Below are 17,681 nucleotides of genomic sequence, written 5' to 3' on the forward strand. Positions count from 1 at the left end.
CGGTTTGTGCTTTGCCTCAGCCGGCGAGGATACGTTCGATCGCCGGGCGGTTCAGCCCCTTCAAGCCAATGACGACGAGGCGCGAGCGGCGATCGTCCTCGGCTGTCCAGGCGCGGTCGTAATAGTGGTTGACGCGCGGACCGACGGCCTGCAGCAGGAGCCGCATCGGCTTGCCGCCGACCTCGACGAAGCCCTTGACGCGCAACACATTTTCCTCCTCCGCCGCCGTGGCGACGCGTTGTGCCAGCTCGTCCGGGTTGGACACCGACGCGATGTCGATGACGAACGAGTCAAAGTCGTCATGTTCGTGGTCGAGCTCGTCGTCGTGATGGGTCTTGCGGTTCTCGATGTCGTCCTCGACGGCAAGCCCGAGGCCGAGCAGCACCGACGGATCGACCTTGCCTTGCGAAGTCGGCACGATCTTCACCGCGCGCGCAACATGCTTGCCGATGACGGCATTGGCACGGGCCGAGCCGGCTGCGTCCAGCAGGTCGCTCTTCGACAGGATGATCAGGTCGGCGCAAGCGAGCTGGTCCTCGAATACTTCCTCGACCGGATCGTCGTGGTCGAGCGTCTCGTCCTGTGCGCGCTGCGCCTGCAGGGCATCCATGTCGTTGGCGACGCGGCCATCAGCCAGCGCCGGTCCGTCGACCACGGCGATGACGCCGTCCACCGTCACGCGGCTTTTCACCGACGGCCACTGGAAGGCCTGGACCAGCGGCTTGGGCAAAGCCAGCCCGGACGTCTCGATCAGGATATGGTCGACCCTCGGCGTCAGCGACAGGATCTGGTCGAGCGCCGGGACGAAATCGTCGGCGACGGTGCAGCAGATGCAGCCATTGGCCAGTTCGACGATGTTTTCCTCGGGGCAAGTGTCGATGCCGCAGCCCTTCAGGATCTCGCCGTCGATGCCGATGTCGCCGAACTCGTTGACGATGATGGCCAGCCGCTTGCCTTTGGCGTTTTCGAGCAAATGGCGGATCAGCGTCGTCTTGCCGGCGCCGAGAAAGCCGGTGACGACGGTGCAGGGAACGCGCGAAAGGGAGGCAGCGGTCATATCAGGTCCTTCAAAAGGTCAAGGGGAGGGATGCGGGCAACCAGGCCGCGCTTCAGGCAATCGGGACGGCCGCGCCATGGAATGAGCCCATCCGTCGAGGTGGCGAACAGCTTTGCGCCGGTCACGAGATCGGCGCCGCTGGTCGCAGTCAGGTCACCGAAGACGTAGCTCCAGCAGCCGTCGCGCAGCATGGCCGCGCTGAGCCGGCGCTTGCAATTGCCGAGGCATTCGACGGTGCGGATTTTGACGTTTTCGCCGGCAACGGCGCGGCGCGTGTCCTCGGCGAGCAGTTCGCCGGCGCGGGGATGGGCGTCCGAACCGGTCTCGTCACGGCAGGACGAGCAGACGATGACAGTGACGTCGGCCGGGGAATCACCATGGCCGGACAATAAATCCGCTGTCTCAGCTGGAAAACTGCTGTCGCGTTCCAAATCAGGCTCCTTGCCCGGAAAACCCGCCAGGCGATCGGATTCTTATGTCCTAGACGGCAGGTCTCCTGGCTCGCGGGTCATCGCCTGGGTGCCGCCTTCCCGGGAATATCCCAGTGGTTTTCGGCCGAGGCTCATCGCTTACAGTTGCGGGGACAGCCGCGGATTTGAAATCGAGATTTCGCACCGCATTCCCTCTTGGCCCTTGCCGTTGCGGGCAGGGGACCGTCTGGAACGGATTTAGGCTTGTGGAGGCAGTCGTGTCAACGCATGGTTCCGACACGGCGAGGGAAACACTTCAGAGCAATTTTCGATGTCGGCGCTGCCCCTCATTGCCCTGCCGGGCATTTCTCCCCGTATAGTGACGGGGAGAAAGGACGACTTCCTTGGGATTTCGCTAATCTACAGCGTTGCAAAGCTGAGCGCCCAGGTTGCGGCAGCTTGCCTTCTCCCCGTCACTATACGGGGAGAAGGTGCCGGTAGGCGGATGAGGGGCAGCGCCGACATCGGCAATCCCTTACGAAACCGCGACATCCGCCAGCGCATGGCCCAAATCCCCCGCAGGCGTGACTTCAATCTGTTCCAGCCCGAGCCATCCCTGCATCAGCTTCAATTCCTCGAAGAGTTCGGCAGCGGTTTGTGGCGGGGCGCCGGGCTCTGCATAGGCGGCGTGGACCCGCAGCACGCCGGCCGGACGGTCTGCCCTGAGGTCGACGCGCGCGACGATGCTGTCGCCGAGCAGGAACGGCAGCACATAATAGCCATACCGGCGCTTTTCGGCCGGCGTGTAGATCTCGATGCGGTAGTGGAAGTCGAACAACCGCTCGGTGCGCGACCGCTCGAAGACGACAGGATCGAACGGCGCGAGCAAGGCGCGCGCCTCGATCCTGCGCGGCAAACGGGCGTCCTTGTGGAGATAGGCTGCTTTGCTCCAGCCTTCGACGCTCACCGGCAACAGCTCGCCAGCCTCGACCAGCTCCTCGATGCGACCCTTGATATCGGCGGGCGAGAGGCGGAAATAGTCGCGCAGATCGCCTGCCGTGGCGACGCCGTGGGCGCGGGCGGAGATACGCAGCAATTCGCGGTGCGCATCCTCGGGGCAGGGAATCGGTAGAGCGAGTACCGCCGGCGGCAGCACGCGCTCCGGCAGGTCGTAGAACCGCTCGAAGCCGCGGCGGTGCGCTGTGGTGATGCGGCCGGCCCAGAACAGCCATTCGAAGGCATGCTTGGCATGGCTCCAGCCCCACCAGCCACCATTGCCCTTTTGGCCTTCGAGGGCTGAAGCGGCGATCGGGCCGTGATCGACGACCTGGCGATAGATCTCCTCGATATAGGCGGGGTGCTCGCGGCCCCATTTCGCCAGCCCCAGATACATCTCGTCGCCGCGCTCGGCGCGCTGCATGCGCCAGCGAAGCAGCGGCCAGCTCTCGACCGGCAGGAAGGAGGCTTCGTGCGCCCAATATTCAAAGACTATGCGCTTGCGCGTTACGGCGGCATCGTCGAGCAGCGCAAGCTTGTAGGGGCCAAGCCGCGAATAGAGCGGCATATAATGGGCGCGCACCACGGCGCTGACGGAATCGATCTGCAGCAGGCCGGTGCGAGCAAGCACGCGGGCCAGATGCCTGCGGTCGGGCGTACCGGCGGGGCGGGGGTCATTGAATCCCTGTGCCGCCAGCGCGATGCGGCGGGCCATGCGAAGCGAGATTTTTTCCTTCATCAAGGCGGTATCCTGATGATGTTGGACAGAGCAGAGAACCTGCGATTCCGCGCCATGCTAGCAGGGTTTTGGCGGCATCCATGTCAGGAGAGAAAAGTGGAGTGAAAAGTGAAGGAAATCAAACAGGAGCGGATCGGACCAGTTTATCCGCATATGCCGTCCAGCACCGTGTTTTGAACAAGGTTTGACTTGCTTCGCCGAAAGCGCTGCGCTAACCCTCGCCGCGTTGCAGCATAGAGCCCCCTAAAACGGTTCAGTGGTTAAACTGTCACGCTTCCGCAAGTGGGTCCGGTGCTGTAATCAGAGTGGATTGGCCGCCAACGGAAAGCTGCAGCATGAACGCATTGTTGAGTTCGTACCTGCCCATCGTCCTGTTTATCGGCGTGGCGCTGGTTGTCGGCCTGGCGCTGCTTGCCGCACCCTTCCTGGTGGCCTACCGCAACCCCGATCCGGAAAAGCTTTCGGCCTATGAGTGCGGCTTCAACTCGTTCGACGACGCCCGCATGAAGTTCGACATCCGCTTCTACCTGGTGTCGATCCTGTTCATCATCTTCGACCTGGAGGTGGCCTTCCTGTTTCCTTGGGCGGTGTCGTTCAGCCAGATCGGCATGCTCGGTTTCTGGTCGATGATGGTGTTTTTGGCGGTGCTGACCATCGGCTTTGCCTATGAATGGAAGAAAGGAGCGCTGGAATGGGATTGAGCGACAATTCCGGCACGCTCGTCGCGCCGAAGCCCAAGGGTCTCATCGACCCCAACACCGGCAGGCCGGTGGGGGAGGACGATCCATTCTTCCTGGAGATCAACAACGAGCTCGCCGACAAGGGCTTTCTGGTCACCTCGACCGAGGCGCTGATCACCTGGGCGCGCAGCGGCTCGCTGATGTTCATGACCTTCGGTCTCGCCTGCTGCGCCGTCGAGATGATCCATACCTCGATGCCGCGCTACGACTCGGAGAGGTTCGGTGTCGCGCCGCGCGCGTCTCCGCGTCAGTCCGACATCATGATCGTTGCCGGCACGCTGACCAACAAGATGGCGCCGGCGCTGCGCAAGGTCTACGACCAGATGCCGGAGCCGCGTTACGTCATCTCGATGGGCTCCTGTGCCAATGGCGGCGGTTATTATCATTATTCCTATTCGGTGGTGCGCGGCTGCGACCGCATTGTGCCGGTCGACATCTACGTGCCTGGTTGCCCGCCGAGCGCCGAAGCGCTGCTCTACGGCATCCTTCTGCTGCAGAAGAAGATCCGCCGCACCGGCACGATCGAACGGTGAGCGGCATGACCCAGGCGTTGAACGATCTCTCGACCTATCTCGGCGAGAAGCTGACCGGCCGGATCGGCGAGGCGGTGCTCGCCTATGGCGAACTCACCATCTCGGTCGAGCCGCGCGACCTGATCGAGGTGGTGACCTTCCTGCGCGACGACCCGAAATGCCAGTTCATCTCGATCATCGACGTCTGCGGCGCCGATTATCCGTCGCGGGCAAAGCGCTTCGACGTCGTCTATCATTTGCTGTCGCCGAGGCAGAATATCCGCATCCGCATCAAGGTCCAGGCCGACGAAGAGACGCTGGTGCCGTCGATCACCGGCATATATCCCGGCGCGGACTGGTTCGAGCGCGAGACCTACGACCTCTATGGCGTGCTGTTTTCAGGCCATCCGGATCTGCGGCGGATCCTGACCGACTACGGCTTCGAGGGCCACCCGCTGCGCAAGGATTTTCCGCTGACCGGCTTCGTCGAGGTGCGCTACGACGACGAAGCCAAGCGCGTCATCTACGAGCCGGTGGAATTGAAACAGGAATTCCGCAATTTCGATTTTCTGTCTCCGTGGGAAGGTACGGACTACGTGCTGCCGGGGGACGAGAAGGCAAAACAGTGAATGGCTGAAACCTCCGTCCGCAATTTCAACATTAATTTTGGCCCGCAACACCCTGCGGCGCATGGTGTTTTGCGCCTTGTGCTCGAGCTCGACGGCGAAGTCGTCGATCGCGTCGATCCGCATATCGGACTGTTGCATCGCGGCACGGAAAAGCTGATCGAGCACAAGACTTATCTGCAGGCCGTGCCCTATCTCGACCGGCTCGACTATTGCGCGCCGATGAACCAGGAGCATGCCTTCGCACTTGCCGCGGAGCGGCTGCTCGGTATCGAGGTGCCGAAGCGCGGGCAGCTTATTCGAGTTCTCTACTCCGAGATCGGCCGCATCATGTCGCACATCCTCAATGTGACGACGCAGGCGATGGATGTCGGCGCGCTGACGCCGCCGCTGTGGGGCTTTGTCGAGCGCGAAAAGCTGATGGTGTTTTACGAGCGCGCCTCTGGCTCGCGCATGCACGCGGCCTATTTCCGGCCGGGCGGCGTCCATCAGGACCTGCCGCAGAAGCTGATCGAGGACATCGGCAAGTGGATCGACCCGTTCCTGAAATCGGTCGACGATCTCGACGCGCTTTTGACCGGCAACCGTATCTTCAAGCAGCGCAATGTCGACATTGCCACCGTCTCCCTGGCGGACGCCTGGGCCTGGGGCTTTTCCGGCGTCATGGTGCGCGGCTCGGGTGCGCCGTGGGATCTGCGTAAATCGCAGCCTTACGAATGCTACGCCGAGCTGGATTTCGACATTCCGATCGGCAAGAACGGCGACTGTTTCGACCGTTATCTGGTGCGCATGGAAGAGATGCGGCAGTCGGCGAAAATCATGCGCCAGTGCGTCGAGCTTTTGCTCGGCAAGGAGGGCAGCGGGCCGGTGTCTAATCTCGACGGCAAGGTGGTGCCGCCGAAGCGCGCGGCGATGAAGCGCTCGATGGAAGCGCTGATCCATCACTTCAAGCTCTACACCGAAGGCTATCGCGTGCCGGCCGGCGAGGTCTATGCAGCCGTCGAGGCGCCGAAGGGTGAGTTCGGCGTCTATCTCGTCTCCGACGGCACCAACAAGCCCTATCGCTGCAAGCTGCGCGCGCCCGGCTTCGCGCATCTGCAAGCCATGGACTTTTTGTGCCGCGGCCACATGTTGGCCGACGTCACCGCCGTTCTCGGCTCCCTCGACATCGTGTTTGGTGAGGTCGATCGCTAAATGTCAGTCCGCCGTCTCGCAGAAGCCAGCCTCCAGCCAGCCTCCTTCGCCTTCAACCGGGCGAATGCGGCAGCGGCGAAGCAGTGGATTAAGAAATATCCGAAAGGTCGCGAGCAATCCGCGATCATCCCCTTGCTGATGCTGGCGCAGGAGCAGGAAGGCTGGGTGACCAAGGCGGCGATCGAGACGATCTCCGACATACTCGGCATGCCCTATATTCGCGGGCTGGAAGTCGCCACCTTCTATACGCAATACCAGCTAAACCCGGTCGGCACGCGCGCCCATATTCAAGTCTGCGGTACCACGCCCTGCATGCTGCGCGGCTCGGAAGCGCTGATGGATGTGTGCCGCTCGAAGATCCATCACGACCAGTTCCACACCAACGACAAGGGCACGCTGTCGTGGGAGGAGGTCGAGTGCCTCGGCGCCTGCGTCAACGCACCGATGGTGATGATATTCAAGGACACTTATGAGGATTTGACGCCGGAGCGGCTTGCCGAGATCATCGACCTTTATGACTCCGGCAAGGGTGCTTCGGTGACGCCAGGGCCGCAAAACGGCCGCGTCACCTCAGAGCCGGCCAGCGGCCTGACGACCCTCAAGAGCGAAAAGGCGATCCTGAAGGCGACCCGCGACCGGGAAACCAGGGCCGCGACCAAGGCCGCCAAGGAAGTGGCGCCGGCGGCTGTCGCCGCAGCACCCGCGGCGCCGGCCCTGCCAGCCGCTCCTGCCGCGCCGGCGCCGGTTGCGCCCTCGAATGCCAGCAAGCCGAAAACGGATGCGGTCGAGACGAGCCCGGCGCTGAAATCGCCGTCGGCGACAAAAGTCGCGCCCGCGGCGGAAAAGGCGGCGAGTGTTGCCGCGCCTCTGCATTCGGCCGCCAATGCCAACAAGGCCGAGCCGCAGGTCGAAGACGTCTCGAAACAGCGCAAAGGCCCCAAGAACAAGGCCGAACCGGCGGCTGCTTTCAAAGCGCCGGAGGCCAAGGTCAAACCGGCGAAGACTGTCGCCAAGGCGACCAAACTGTCGCCCGGAAACAAGAGCCGGCCGACCGGCAAGAAGCCGGTCTGAGGAACGAGCAATGCTTCAGGACAGAGACCGCATCTTCAACAACATCTACGGCCGCTTCGACAAGTCGCTGGCCGGCGCCATGGCGCGCGGCGCCTGGGACAACACGCCCGGCATCGTTGCCAAGGGGCGCGAGTGGATCGTCAACGAGATGAAGGCGAGCGGCCTGCGCGGCCGCGGCGGCGCCGGTTTCCCGACCGGGCTGAAATGGTCGTTCATGCCCAAGCAAAGCGACGGCCGGCCGAGCTATCTCGTCGTCAACGCCGACGAATCCGAGCCCGGCACCTGCAAGGACCGCGACATACTGCGCCACGACCCGCACACGCTGGTCGAAGGCTGTTTGCTTGCCGGCTTCGCCATGGGCGCGGTCGCCGCCTACATCTATGTGCGCGGCGAGTTCATCCGCGAGCGCGAGGCGCTGCAACGCGCCATCGACGAGGCCTATGCGGCCAAGCTGATCGGCAAAAACAACACCTCCGGCTACGATTTCGACATCTACATGCACCATGGTGCCGGCGCCTATATCTGCGGCGAGGAAACGGCGCTGCTCGAAAGCCTCGAGGGCAAGAAGGGCCAGCCGCGGCTGAAGCCGCCATTTCCGGCCAATGTCGGCCTCTATGGCTGCCCGACGACGGTCAACAATGTCGAGTCCATCGCGGTCGCGCCGACCATCCTGCGCCGCGGTGCCGCCTGGTTTTCGTCCTTCGGCCGGCCCAACAATGTCGGCACCAAGCTGTTCTGCATCTCCGGCCACGTCAACAATCCGTGCACCGTCGAAGAGGCGATGTCGATCCCGTTCCGCGAACTGATCGAGACGCATTGCGGCGGCATTCGCGGCGGCTGGGACAATCTGCTGGCGGTCATTCCGGGCGGCGCCTCGGTGCCACTGGTGCCGGCTGAGCAGATCATCGACGCGCCGATGGATTTCGATGCGCTGCGCGACCTGAAATCGGGCCTCGGCACGGCGGCGGTCATCGTCATGGACAAATCGACCGATATCGTGAAGGCGATCGCGCGGCTTTCCTACTTCTATAAGCACGAGAGCTGCGGCCAGTGCACGCCCTGCCGTGAGGGCACCGGCTGGATGTGGCGGGTGATGGAACGGCTGGTGCGCGGCGAGGCGCAGAAGCGCGAGATCGACATGCTGCTCGATGTGACCAAGCAAGTCGAGGGCCACACGATCTGTGCGCTGGGCGATGCCGCGGCATGGCCGATCCAGGGCCTGATGCGGCATTTCCGCGGCGAGGTGGAGCGCCGCATCGACGAGTTTTCGCGCAACGCACACCGCGCCGAACCGGTGCTGGCGGCGGCGGAATAGAAGAATTCAAAAATGCGGGCGAATGTCCGAAACGAGGAAACGAGCGCGGGGCAGACGGAAACGACCAGGAGACCACCTATGTCGCTGTTTTCGACACCCGACGATTTTACGCCCGAAATGGACCCGTTGTTGAAGATGAACCAGGATCTGACCAGGATGATGCCCAAGGAGATGGCCAATGCCGTCAATCTCCTGGCGCATCCTGTCGCGGGCGCGGCGGCGATGGCGGCACTCGGCATCGGCCTCGCCAACCACGCCTTTGGTATCTGGATGGGCGTGCTTTCAGGCGCGGCCGAGACCTCGCAGTGGCTTTGGCAGCCGGTCGTCGAGGATTTCGAGGCGCGAACGGAACACGTTTCCGCAACCGGCAAAAGCTCATCGATAAAGGCGCGCGCGGCGACCAAAACCCTGATTGCCGAGGCCCAGTCCTTCGCCAACGATGTGACAGACATTGCGACGAGCAGTGCGGCGCGGAGCCTGGCGAATGCCAGCACCGTTGCAGCGGACGCGTCGGCCGGGCTGATGCCGGAGGATTTCAAGCAGCCCAAGCCGATGGACCGGCCAGCCGAGCCTGCCGACCTCAAGGCGATATCGGGCATCGGGCCGAAACTGGAAAAGGTGCTGAACGGCCTTGGCATCTGGACATACGCCCAGATCGCCGCGTGGGCGCCGCAAGAGATCGCCTGGGTCGAAGATTACCTGTCGTTGAAGGGCCGCATCGGCCGTGACGGCTGGATCGGTCAGGCGGCGGCGTTGGCCGGGGCCAAAAAGTGAATTCAATATCGTGCGCGGTCTCGGCTGCGCCCGGAAGGAAAGATTGCGGAACGTCCGCAGGGGTTTGAGGCGAAATGGCAAAGCTCAAGGTCGACGGGAAAGAGATCACTGTACCCGACCATTACACGCTGCTGCAGGCGGCCGAGGACGCCGGCGCGGAAGTGCCGCGCTTCTGCTTCCACGAGCGGCTGTCGATCGCCGGCAATTGCCGCATGTGCCTGATCGAGGTCAAGGGCGGGCCGCCCAAGCCGCAGGCGTCCTGTGCCATGGGCGTGCGCGACCTGCGCCCGGGCCCGAACGGCGAGCCGCCGGAAATCTTCACCAACACGCCGATGGTCAAGAAGGCCAGGGAAGGCGTGATGGAATTCCTGCTGATCAACCATCCGCTGGATTGCCCGATCTGCGACCAGGGCGGCGAGTGCGACCTGCAGGACCAGGCAATGGCGTTCGGCGTCGATTCCTCGCGCTACCACGAGAACAAGCGGGCGGTCGAAGACAAGTATATCGGGCCGCTGGTCAAGACGATCATGAACCGCTGCATCCATTGCACGCGCTGCGTCCGCTTTACCACCGAGATTGCCGGCATATCGGAGCTTGGTCTGATCGGCCGCGGCGAGGATGCCGAGATCACCACCTATCTCGAAAGCGCGATGACTTCGGAGCTGCAGGGCAATGTCATCGACCTTTGCCCGGTCGGCGCGCTGACCTCCAAACCCTATGCGTTCCAGGCACGGCCTTGGGAACTGACCAAGACAGAGTCCATCGACGTGATGGACGCCGTCGGCTCGGCGATCCGCGTCGATAGCCGAGGCCGCGAAGTGATGCGCATCCTGCCGCGTACCAACGAGGCGGTGAACGAGGAATGGATTTCCGACAAGACCCGCTTCATCTGGGACGGCTTGCGCACGCAGCGCCTCGACCGCCCCTATGTGCGCAAGGACGGCAGGCTGGCACCGGCAAGCTGGGCGGAGGCTTTTGCCGCGATCAAGGAAGCGGTGTCGAATGCGGCACCCGAAAGGATCGGTGCCATTGCCGGCGATCTCGCCGCCGTCGAGGAGATCTACGCGCTGAAGCTTCTGATGGCTTCGCTCGGCTCGAAGAACACCGACTGCCGCCAGGACGGTGCCGCACTCGATCCGTCGCTCGGCCGGGCGAGCTATGTGTTCAACCCGACCATCGAAGGCATCGAACAGGCCGATGCGGTGCTGATCATCGGCGCCAATCCGCGCTTCGAGGCGTCCTTGCTCAACGCCCGCATCCGCAAGCGCTGGCGGGCCGGCAATCTGCCGGTCGGCGTCATCGGCGATGTCGGCGATACCCGCTATGATTACGAGCAGCTCGGCGCCGGGCCGGAATCGCTGAAGGATCTGGCCGACGGCAACGGCAAGTTCTTCCAGCTGCTGAAGAAGGCGACGCATCCGCTGATCATCGTCGGACAGGGTGCGCTGGCGCGTCCGGACGGCGCGGCCGTGCTTGGCCAGGCGGCGAAGCTCGCTGTCGCCGTCAATGCCGCAAGGGCCGACTGGAACGGTTTTGCCGTGCTGCACACCGCGGCGGCGCGGGTCGGCGGCCTCGATGTCGGCTTCGTGCCGGGCGAGGGCGGCAGGAACGTCGCCGGCATGCTGGGCGAGACCGATGTGCTGTTCCTGCTCGGCGCCGACGAAATCGACATGGCCAAGACCGGCGGCGCTTTCGTCGTCTATATCGGCACGCATGGCGACAAGGGCGCGCATCGCGCCAACGTCATCCTGCCGGGAGCCGCCTATACCGAAAAGTCGGGCACCTTCGTCAACACCGAAGGCCGCGTGCAGCAGACCAACCGGGCCGGCTTTGCGCCCGGCGAGGCGCGCGAGGACTGGGCGATCCTTCGGGCACTGTCGGATGTGCTCGGCCAGAAGCTGCCGTTCGATTCGCTGCCCCAGTTGCGCGCTAAGCTCTATGCGGAATACCCGCATCTCGCCCGCATCGACCATGTCGTGGCCGGCGACCCGGCCGACATCGCCAGGGTGGCGAAGCTCGGCGGGCGGCTGAACAAGGGCACCTTCACCTCGCCGGTCAAGGATTTCTATCTGACCAACCCTATCGCGCGGGCTTCCGCGGTGATGGCCGAGTGCTCGGCTTTGGCGAAGAACGGCTTCAGGCAGGCGGCGGAGTAGACATGGACACCTTTTTCTCCTTCTACGTGCTGCCGGCGCTGCTGATCCTTTTGAAGTCGGTCGTGCTAATCGTCGTGCTTTTGATCTTCGTCGCCTATGTGCTTTACGCCGACCGCAAGATCTGGGCGGCGGTGCAGTTGCGTCGCGGCCCGAACGTCGTCGGTCCGTGGGGCACGCTGCAGGCCTTCGCCGATCTTTTGAAATTCGTCTTCAAGGAGCCGGTGATCCCGTCCGGCGCCAACAAGGGCGTTTTCCTGCTGGCGCCCTTGGTGTCGGCGGTGCTGGCCATCTCCGCCTGGGCGGTCATCCCGGTCAATGAGGGCTGGGCGATCGCCAACGTCAATGTTGGCATCCTCTATGTCTTCGCCATCTCCTCGCTCGAGGTCTATGGCGTGATCATGGGCGGCTGGGCGTCCAATTCGAAATACCCGTTCCTCGGCGCGCTGCGCTCGGCGGCGCAGATGGTGTCCTACGAAGTCTCGATCGGCTTCGTCATCGTCACCGTGCTGCTTTGCGTCGGCTCGCTCAACCTGTCCGACATCGTCTTGTCGCAACAGGACGGGTTGGGCACGCGGCTCGGCCTGCCCAACACCTTCCTCGACTGGCATTGGCTGTCGCTATTCCCGATGTTCATCGTCTTCTTCATCTCGGCGCTGGCCGAAACCAACCGTCCGCCCTTCGACCTCGTGGAAGCCGAATCGGAACTTGTCGCCGGCCATATGGTCGAATATTCCTCGACGCCGTTCCTGTTGTTCTTCCTCGGCGAATATGTCGCCGTCGTCCTGATGTGCGCGCTGGCCACCATCCTGTTCCTTGGCGGCTGGCTGCCGCCCTTCAACTTCGCGCCGTTCACCTGGGTGCCGGGGCTGATCTGGTTCGTGCTCAAGGTCTGCCTGGTGTTCTTCATGTTCTCGATGGTGAAGGCGTTCGTGCCGCGCTATCGCTACGACCAATTGATGCGGCTCGGCTGGAAGGTCTTCCTGCCGATCTCGCTGTTCATGGTGGTCGCTACCGCCGCCTTCCTAAAGATCACGGGGTTTGCCTGATGTCTGCATTATCCCAAGCCGCCAAATCACTGCTTTTGCAGGATTTCGTCAGCGCTTTCTTCCTGTCGATGCGCCAGTTCTTCGCGCCGAAGGAGACGATCAACTATCCGCATGAGAAGGGGCCGGTCAGCCCGCGCTTCCGCGGCGAACATGCGCTGCGCCGCTATCCGAACGGCGAGGAACGCTGCATCGCCTGCAAATTGTGCGAGGCGATCTGCCCGGCGCAGGCCATTACCATTGAAGCCGGCCCGCGCCGCAACGACGGCACGCGGCGCACCGTGCGCTACGACATCGATATGGTGAAATGCATTTATTGCGGCTTCTGCCAGGAAGCCTGCCCGGTCGACGCCATTGTCGAGGGGCCGAATTTCGAATTCGCGACGGAGACGCGCGAGGAGCTTTATTACGACAAGGACAGGCTTCTGGCCAATGGCGACCGCTGGGAGCGTGAACTGGCGCGCAACATCTCGCTGGATGCGCCTTACCGGTGATATTTCACGCATGGACGGGGCGAGGGGCCTCGTTTAAGGAACACGCAACTTGCCGACCGGAGGCGGTGGCAAAAAACAGGACGAACGTCCTGTTCTGACAGGAAACCCGGGGGAACCCATGTTGAGTGGACTAGAGGCGGCCTTTTTCTACCTCTTCGCCTTTGTCGCGGTGGCGTCGGCGTTCATGGTCGTTTCGGCGCGTAATCCCGTGCATTCGGTGCTGTTCCTGATCCTGACCTTCTTCAACGCCGCCGGCCTGTTCATGCTGACCGGCGCCGAGTTCCTGGCGATGATCCTGCTCGTCGTCTATGTCGGCGCCGTTTTGGTGCTGTTCCTGTTCGTCGTCATGATGCTCGACGTCGACTTCGCCGAAATGAAGGAAGGCGCCCTGCAATATGCACCGATCGGCGCGCTGGTCGGGCTGATCCTGGCGGCGGAGCTGATCGTCGTGCTCGGCGGCTATACATTCGCGCCGAAACTGGCGGCGACGGTCGCGAAACCCATTCCGGACCTGGCCGCGCGCTCCAACACGGCAGCGCTCGGCGACATCCTCTATACGGATTACCTCTATTACTTCCAGGTGGCGGGGCTGGTGCTGCTGGTCGCCATGATCGGCGCCATCGTGCTGACGCTGCGCCACAAGCCGGGCGTCAAGCGGCAGTCGATCGCCGCCCAGGTCGGCCGCACGGCGGCAACCGGAGTGGAAATCCGCAAGGTCAAGACGGGCGAAGGAGTCTGAGATGGTCGTCGGCATCGCGCACTACCTGACCGTATCGGCGATCCTGTTCACGCTCGGCGTGTTCGGCATCTTCCTGAACCGCAGGAACGTCATCGTCATCCTGATGTCGATCGAGCTGATCCTGCTTGCGGTCAACATCAATTTCGTCGCCTTCTCGGCGGCGCTCGGCGATCTCGTCGGCCAGGTGTTCGCGCTGTTCGTGCTGACGGTCGCGGCGGCCGAAGCGGCGATCGGCCTTGCCATTCTCGTCGTCTTCTTCCGCAACCGCGGCTCGATCGCGGTCGAAGACGTGAACATGATGAAGGGTTGACGGAACCACCATGTATCAGGCCATCGTCTTCCTTCCGCTGCTCGGCTTCCTGATCGTCGGCCTGTTCGGCACCTCGCTCGGCGCCAAGGCTTCCGAATACATCACCTCCGGCTTCCTGGTGATCGCGGCTGTGCTGTCGTGGGTCGCCTTGTTCTCCGTCGGCTTCGGCGGCGGCGAGGTGTTCACCGTGCCGGTGATGCGCTGGATCCAGTCTGGCGGCCTCGAAGCGTCTTGGGCGCTGCGGATCGACACATTGACCGTAGTGATGCTGGTCGTGGTCAACACGGTGTCGGCGCTGGTCCATATCTACTCGATCGGCTACATGCATCACGACCCGGACCGGCCGCGCTTCTTTGCCTATCTGTCGCTGTTCACCTTCGCCATGCTGATGCTGGTGACGGCCGACAACCTCGTGCAGATGTTCTTCGGCTGGGAAGGCGTCGGCCTTGCCTCGTATCTGCTGATTGGCTTCTGGTACAAGAAGCCGTCGGCCAATGCGGCTGCGATCAAGGCCTTCATCGTCAACCGCGTCGGCGATTTCGGCTTTGCGCTCGGCATATTCGGCGTGTTCGTGCTGTTCGGCTCGGTCAATCTCGGCACCATCTTCGCCAATGCGGCAACGTTCATTCCGGCGGAAGGCGCGCCGCAAGGTGCGGCCGTGCTGACCTTCCTCGGCTATGCGCTCGATAAGCAGGCCGCGATGACGGTCGTCTGCCTGCTCCTGTTCATGGGCGCCATGGGCAAGTCGGCGCAGGTGCCGTTGCACACCTGGCTGCCGGATGCCATGGAAGGCCCGACGCCGGTCTCGGCACTGATCCATGCCGCCACCATGGTGACGGCAGGCGTGTTCATGCTGGCGCGGCTGTCGCCGCTGTTCGAGCTGTCGCATTCGGCACTGACGGTGGTCACCTTCATCGGCGCCTTCACCGCCTTCTTCGCGGCGACGGTCGGTCTCGTCCAGAACGACATCAAGCGCGTCATCGCCTATTCGACCTGTTCGCAGCTCGGCTATATGTTCGTGGCGCTCGGCGTCGGCGCCTATGGCGCGGCGATTTTCCATCTGTTCACCCACGCCTTCTTCAAGGCGCTGCTGTTCCTCGGCTCGGGCTCGGTCATCCACGCCGTCTCCGACGAGCAGGACATGCGCAAGATGGGCGGCCTCAGGACGCTCATCCCGACGACCTACTGGATGATGGTGATCGGCACACTGGCCCTGACCGGTGTCGGCATCCCGGTAACGATCATCGGCACGGCCGGCTACTTTTCGAAGGACGCCATCATCGAGGCCGCTTTTGCCAGCCACAATGCGGTCGCCGCGTTTGCCTTCATATTGCTGGTCATTGCCGCCTGCTTCACCTCCTTCTACTCCTGGCGGCTGATCTTCATGACCTTCCACGGCGAGCCGCGGGCCAGCCACGAGGTCATGCACCATGTCCATGAATCGCCGCCGGTCATGCTGGTGCCGCTGTTCATCCTGGCGGCGGGCGCGCTGTTCGCCGGCGTGATCTTCCACGGCGCCTTCATCGGCGAGGGCTATGCCGAATTCTGGAAGGCGTCGCTGTTCACGTTGCCGGACAACCACATCCTGCACGAAATCCACGAAGTGCCGTTGTGGGTCGAGCTGTCGCCGTTCATCGCCATGCTGATCGGCTTTGCGATTGCCTGGCAGTTCTATATTCGCGCGCCGGAAATGCCTCGGAGCGTCGCCGCCAACCATCGCCTGCTCTACGCCTTCCTGCTCAACAAATGGTATTTCGACGAGCTCTACGAATTCCTGTTCGTGCGGCCGGCAAAGCGCCTCGGCAGCTTCCTGTGGAAGACCGGCGACGGCACCGTGATCGACGGGCTCGGGCCGGACGGCATTTCGGCGCGTGTCGTCGACGTCACCAACCGGGTCGTCAAGCTGCAGACCGGCTATCTCTATCACTATGCCTTCGCCATGCTGATCGGCGTTGCCGCACTCGTCACCTGGATGATGCTCTGATGACCGCCTGGCCGATCCTATCGCTGGTCACCTTCCTGCCGCTGGTTGGTGTGCTGCTCATCCTTTTCGTGCGCGACGACAGCGAGAACGCGCGCCGCAACATCCGCGCCATCGCGCTGTTCACGACTGCGTTCACGTTTGTGATTTCGTTGTTTATCTGGACCGGCTTCGACAATTCGCAGCCTGGCTTCCAGTTCGTCGAGAAGTTTGCCTGGCTGGATTCCGGCATCTCCTACCATATGGGCGTCGACGGCATCTCCATGCTGTTCGTCATCCTGACCACCTTCCTGATGCCGCTCTGCATTCTCGCCTCGTGGGAATCGATCGAGAAGCGCGTCAAGGCTTACATGATTGCCTTCCTGCTGCTCGAGACGCTGATGATCGGGGTGTTCTGCGCGCTCGACATCGTCTTGTTCTACGTCTTCTTCGAAGCCGGGCTGATCCCGATGTTCATCATCATCGGCGTTTGGGGCGGCAAGCGGCGCGTCTATGCCTCGTTCAAGTTCTTCCTCTACACCCTGGCCGGCTCGGTGCTGATGCTGCTCGCCATCATGGCGATGTTCTTCCAGTCCGGCACCACCGATATCCCGACGCTTCTGACCCACAACTTCCCGGCCAATATGCAGACCTGGCTATGGCTTGCCTTCTTCGCGTCCTTTGCGGTGAAGATGCCGATGTGGCCGGTGCACACCTGGCTGCCGGACGCGCATGTCGAAGCGCCGACGGCCGGCTCGGTGATCCTGGCCGCCATCCTGCTCAAGATGGGCGGGTACGGCTTCCTGCGTTTTTCGCTGCCGATGTTTCCGATTGCATCCGAAATGTTCGCGCCGCTGATCTTCACGCTCTCCGTCGTCGCCATCATCTACACCTCGCTCGTGGCGCTGATGCAGGAGGACATGAAGAAGCTGATCGCCTATTCGTCGGTCGCTCACATGGGCTTCGTTACCATGGGCATCTTCGCGATGAATCAGGAAGGCGTCCAGGGTTCGATCTTCCAGATGCTTTCGCACGGCCTGGTCTCGGGCGCGCTGTTCCTCTGCGTCGGCGTCGTCTACGACCGCATGCACACGCGTGACATCGACGCCTATGGCGGGTTGGTCAACAACATGCCGAAATATGCAACCGTGTTCATGATCTTCACCATGGCCAATGTCGGCCTGCCCGGCACCAGCGGCTTTGTCGGCGAGTTCCTGACCATGCTCGGCGTGTTCCGGGTCAACACCTGGGTGGCGTTCTTCGCTGCCACCGGCGTCATACTGTCGGCGGCCTACGCGCTCTGGCTCTACCGCAAGGTGATCTTCGGCGCACTGACCAAGGAAAGCCTGAAAGGCCTGCTCGACCTGTCGACGCGCGAGAAGGTGATCATCTATCCGCTGGTCGCGCTGGTCATCTTCTTCGGCGTCTATCCGGCGCCGATCTTCGACGCGACGGCCGAATCGGTCAAGGCGCTCGTTACCAATGTCACCGCATCCATCGGCGCCGCGCAGACCGCGGCGGCGAACTGACTGGGGGTTTTGCGAA

Annotated in this window: 17 protein-coding genes and 1 riboswitch; of the genes, 14 read left to right on the forward strand and 3 right to left on the reverse strand. The window is 62.9% G+C overall.

What is annotated here, in order from left to right:
* Positions 1 to 16: 16 nt before the first annotated feature.
* From cobW to RQ479_RS02770, 3 genes are all read right to left on the reverse strand, one after another.
* The gene (cobW, locus tag RQ479_RS02760) at positions 17 to 1,057 is read right to left on the reverse strand and encodes a cobalamin biosynthesis protein CobW (protein ID WP_376704026.1); all 1,041 of its coding nucleotides are present in this window, start codon (positions 1,055 to 1,057) and stop codon (positions 17 to 19) included.
* Complete coding sequence (locus RQ479_RS02765; protein ID WP_376704027.1) at positions 1,054 to 1,488, reverse strand: DUF1636 family protein; 435 nt, start codon at positions 1,486 to 1,488, stop codon at positions 1,054 to 1,056. Before RQ479_RS02765 ends, cobW begins: the two co-directional genes overlap by 4 nt.
* Before the next feature lie 37 nt (positions 1,489 to 1,525).
* Positions 1,526 to 1,730: riboswitch (cobalamin riboswitch) on the reverse strand.
* 272 nt (positions 1,731 to 2,002) lie between these two features.
* Positions 2,003 to 3,202, reverse strand: a complete 1,200-nt coding sequence (locus tag RQ479_RS02770) for a winged helix-turn-helix domain-containing protein (RefSeq protein ID WP_376704028.1) — start codon at positions 3,200 to 3,202, stop codon at positions 2,003 to 2,005.
* A gap of 335 nt (positions 3,203 to 3,537) precedes the next feature.
* Between RQ479_RS02770 and RQ479_RS02775 the strand changes: the two genes are divergently transcribed.
* From RQ479_RS02775 to RQ479_RS02840, 14 genes are all read left to right on the forward strand, one after another.
* On the forward strand, positions 3,538 to 3,903 hold the full coding sequence (locus RQ479_RS02775) for an NADH-quinone oxidoreductase subunit A (protein ID WP_023798850.1): 366 nt from the start codon (positions 3,538 to 3,540) through the stop codon (positions 3,901 to 3,903).
* Complete coding sequence (locus tag RQ479_RS02780; protein WP_292664697.1) at positions 3,894 to 4,475, forward strand: NADH-quinone oxidoreductase subunit B family protein; 582 nt, start codon at positions 3,894 to 3,896, stop codon at positions 4,473 to 4,475. Before RQ479_RS02775 ends, RQ479_RS02780 begins: the two co-directional genes overlap by 10 nt.
* Positions 4,476 to 4,480: 5 nt before the next feature.
* A complete protein-coding gene (locus RQ479_RS02785) occupies positions 4,481 to 5,083 on the forward strand; it encodes an NADH-quinone oxidoreductase subunit C (RefSeq protein WP_023720748.1) in 603 nt (200 codons plus the stop codon).
* Positions 5,084 to 6,274: an NADH-quinone oxidoreductase subunit D gene (locus RQ479_RS02790; RefSeq protein WP_376704029.1), complete on the forward strand. Its 1,191-nt coding sequence runs from the start codon at positions 5,084 to 5,086 to the stop codon at positions 6,272 to 6,274.
* The gene (nuoE, locus tag RQ479_RS02795; RefSeq protein ID WP_376704030.1) at positions 6,275 to 7,345 is read left to right on the forward strand and encodes an NADH-quinone oxidoreductase subunit NuoE; all 1,071 of its coding nucleotides are present in this window, start codon (positions 6,275 to 6,277) and stop codon (positions 7,343 to 7,345) included.
* A gap of 10 nt (positions 7,346 to 7,355) precedes the next feature.
* A complete protein-coding gene (gene nuoF / locus RQ479_RS02800) occupies positions 7,356 to 8,660 on the forward strand; it encodes an NADH-quinone oxidoreductase subunit NuoF (RefSeq protein WP_023676626.1) in 1,305 nt (434 codons plus the stop codon).
* A gap of 78 nt (positions 8,661 to 8,738) precedes the next feature.
* Positions 8,739 to 9,434, forward strand: a complete 696-nt coding sequence (locus RQ479_RS02805) for an NADH-ubiquinone dehydrogenase (RefSeq protein WP_376704031.1) — start codon at positions 8,739 to 8,741, stop codon at positions 9,432 to 9,434.
* Positions 9,435 to 9,508: 74 nt separating this feature from the next.
* Positions 9,509 to 11,590 (forward strand): NADH-quinone oxidoreductase subunit NuoG, encoded by a 2,082-nt coding sequence (nuoG, locus tag RQ479_RS02810; protein WP_376704032.1) that lies wholly within the window; start codon positions 9,509 to 9,511, stop codon positions 11,588 to 11,590.
* Positions 11,591 to 11,592: 2 nt separating this feature from the next.
* Positions 11,593 to 12,636: an NADH-quinone oxidoreductase subunit NuoH gene (gene nuoH, locus RQ479_RS02815; RefSeq protein WP_292663045.1), complete on the forward strand. Its 1,044-nt coding sequence runs from the start codon at positions 11,593 to 11,595 to the stop codon at positions 12,634 to 12,636.
* Positions 12,636 to 13,127: an NADH-quinone oxidoreductase subunit NuoI gene (gene nuoI, locus RQ479_RS02820; RefSeq protein ID WP_023676622.1), complete on the forward strand. Its 492-nt coding sequence runs from the start codon at positions 12,636 to 12,638 to the stop codon at positions 13,125 to 13,127. The genes nuoH and nuoI overlap by 1 nt, the downstream gene beginning before the upstream one ends.
* Before the next feature lie 118 nt (positions 13,128 to 13,245).
* Positions 13,246 to 13,866 carry an NADH-quinone oxidoreductase subunit J gene (locus RQ479_RS02825; RefSeq protein ID WP_292663041.1) on the forward strand — a complete coding sequence of 207 codons (621 nt, stop codon included), beginning with the start codon at positions 13,246 to 13,248 and terminating at the stop codon, positions 13,864 to 13,866.
* 1 nt (position 13,867) lies between these two features.
* Positions 13,868 to 14,176 carry an NADH-quinone oxidoreductase subunit NuoK gene (gene nuoK / locus RQ479_RS02830; RefSeq protein WP_023676620.1) on the forward strand — a complete coding sequence of 103 codons (309 nt, stop codon included), beginning with the start codon at positions 13,868 to 13,870 and terminating at the stop codon, positions 14,174 to 14,176.
* Positions 14,177 to 14,186: 10 nt separating this feature from the next.
* Positions 14,187 to 16,160 (forward strand): NADH-quinone oxidoreductase subunit L, encoded by a 1,974-nt coding sequence (gene nuoL, locus RQ479_RS02835; RefSeq protein WP_376704033.1) that lies wholly within the window; start codon positions 14,187 to 14,189, stop codon positions 16,158 to 16,160.
* The gene (locus RQ479_RS02840) at positions 16,160 to 17,665 is read left to right on the forward strand and encodes an NADH-quinone oxidoreductase subunit M (protein ID WP_352450009.1); all 1,506 of its coding nucleotides are present in this window, start codon (positions 16,160 to 16,162) and stop codon (positions 17,663 to 17,665) included. The genes nuoL and RQ479_RS02840 overlap by 1 nt, the downstream gene beginning before the upstream one ends.
* Positions 17,666 to 17,681: the final 16 nt, after the last annotated feature.

It is taken from the genome of Mesorhizobium sp. ISC25 (genome assembly GCF_042295465.1).
Taxonomy (GTDB): Bacteria; Pseudomonadota; Alphaproteobacteria; order Rhizobiales; family Rhizobiaceae; genus Mesorhizobium.

What these genes read in the sequence shown, in the direction of transcription:
- nuoG (WP_376704032.1), top strand. Translation starts at nt 9,509, where the DNA reads ATGGCAAAGCTCAAGGTCGACGGGAAAGAGATCACTGTACCCGACCAT.
- RQ479_RS02805 (WP_376704031.1), top strand. Translation starts at nt 8,739, where the DNA reads ATGTCGCTGTTTTCGACACCCGACGATTTTACGCCCGAAATGGACCCG.
- nuoL (WP_376704033.1), top strand. Translation starts at nt 14,187, where the DNA reads ATGTATCAGGCCATCGTCTTCCTTCCGCTGCTCGGCTTCCTGATCGTC.
- cobW (WP_376704026.1), bottom strand. Translation starts at nt 1,057, where the DNA reads ATGACCGCTGCCTCCCTTTCGCGCGTTCCCTGCACCGTCGTCACCGGC.
- RQ479_RS02840 (WP_352450009.1), top strand. Translation starts at nt 16,160, where the DNA reads ATGACCGCCTGGCCGATCCTATCGCTGGTCACCTTCCTGCCGCTGGTT.
- RQ479_RS02780 (WP_292664697.1), top strand. Translation starts at nt 3,894, where the DNA reads ATGGGATTGAGCGACAATTCCGGCACGCTCGTCGCGCCGAAGCCCAAG.
- nuoE (WP_376704030.1), top strand. Translation starts at nt 6,275, where the DNA reads ATGTCAGTCCGCCGTCTCGCAGAAGCCAGCCTCCAGCCAGCCTCCTTC.
- nuoI (WP_023676622.1), top strand. Translation starts at nt 12,636, where the DNA reads ATGTCTGCATTATCCCAAGCCGCCAAATCACTGCTTTTGCAGGATTTC.
- nuoH (WP_292663045.1), top strand. Translation starts at nt 11,593, where the DNA reads ATGGACACCTTTTTCTCCTTCTACGTGCTGCCGGCGCTGCTGATCCTT.
- RQ479_RS02775 (WP_023798850.1), top strand. Translation starts at nt 3,538, where the DNA reads ATGAACGCATTGTTGAGTTCGTACCTGCCCATCGTCCTGTTTATCGGC.
- RQ479_RS02790 (WP_376704029.1), top strand. Translation starts at nt 5,084, where the DNA reads ATGGCTGAAACCTCCGTCCGCAATTTCAACATTAATTTTGGCCCGCAA.
- RQ479_RS02785 (WP_023720748.1), top strand. Translation starts at nt 4,481, where the DNA reads ATGACCCAGGCGTTGAACGATCTCTCGACCTATCTCGGCGAGAAGCTG.
- nuoK (WP_023676620.1), top strand. Translation starts at nt 13,868, where the DNA reads ATGGTCGTCGGCATCGCGCACTACCTGACCGTATCGGCGATCCTGTTC.
- RQ479_RS02770 (WP_376704028.1), bottom strand. Translation starts at nt 3,202, where the DNA reads ATGAAGGAAAAAATCTCGCTTCGCATGGCCCGCCGCATCGCGCTGGCG.
- RQ479_RS02825 (WP_292663041.1), top strand. Translation starts at nt 13,246, where the DNA reads ATGTTGAGTGGACTAGAGGCGGCCTTTTTCTACCTCTTCGCCTTTGTC.
- nuoF (WP_023676626.1), top strand. Translation starts at nt 7,356, where the DNA reads ATGCTTCAGGACAGAGACCGCATCTTCAACAACATCTACGGCCGCTTC.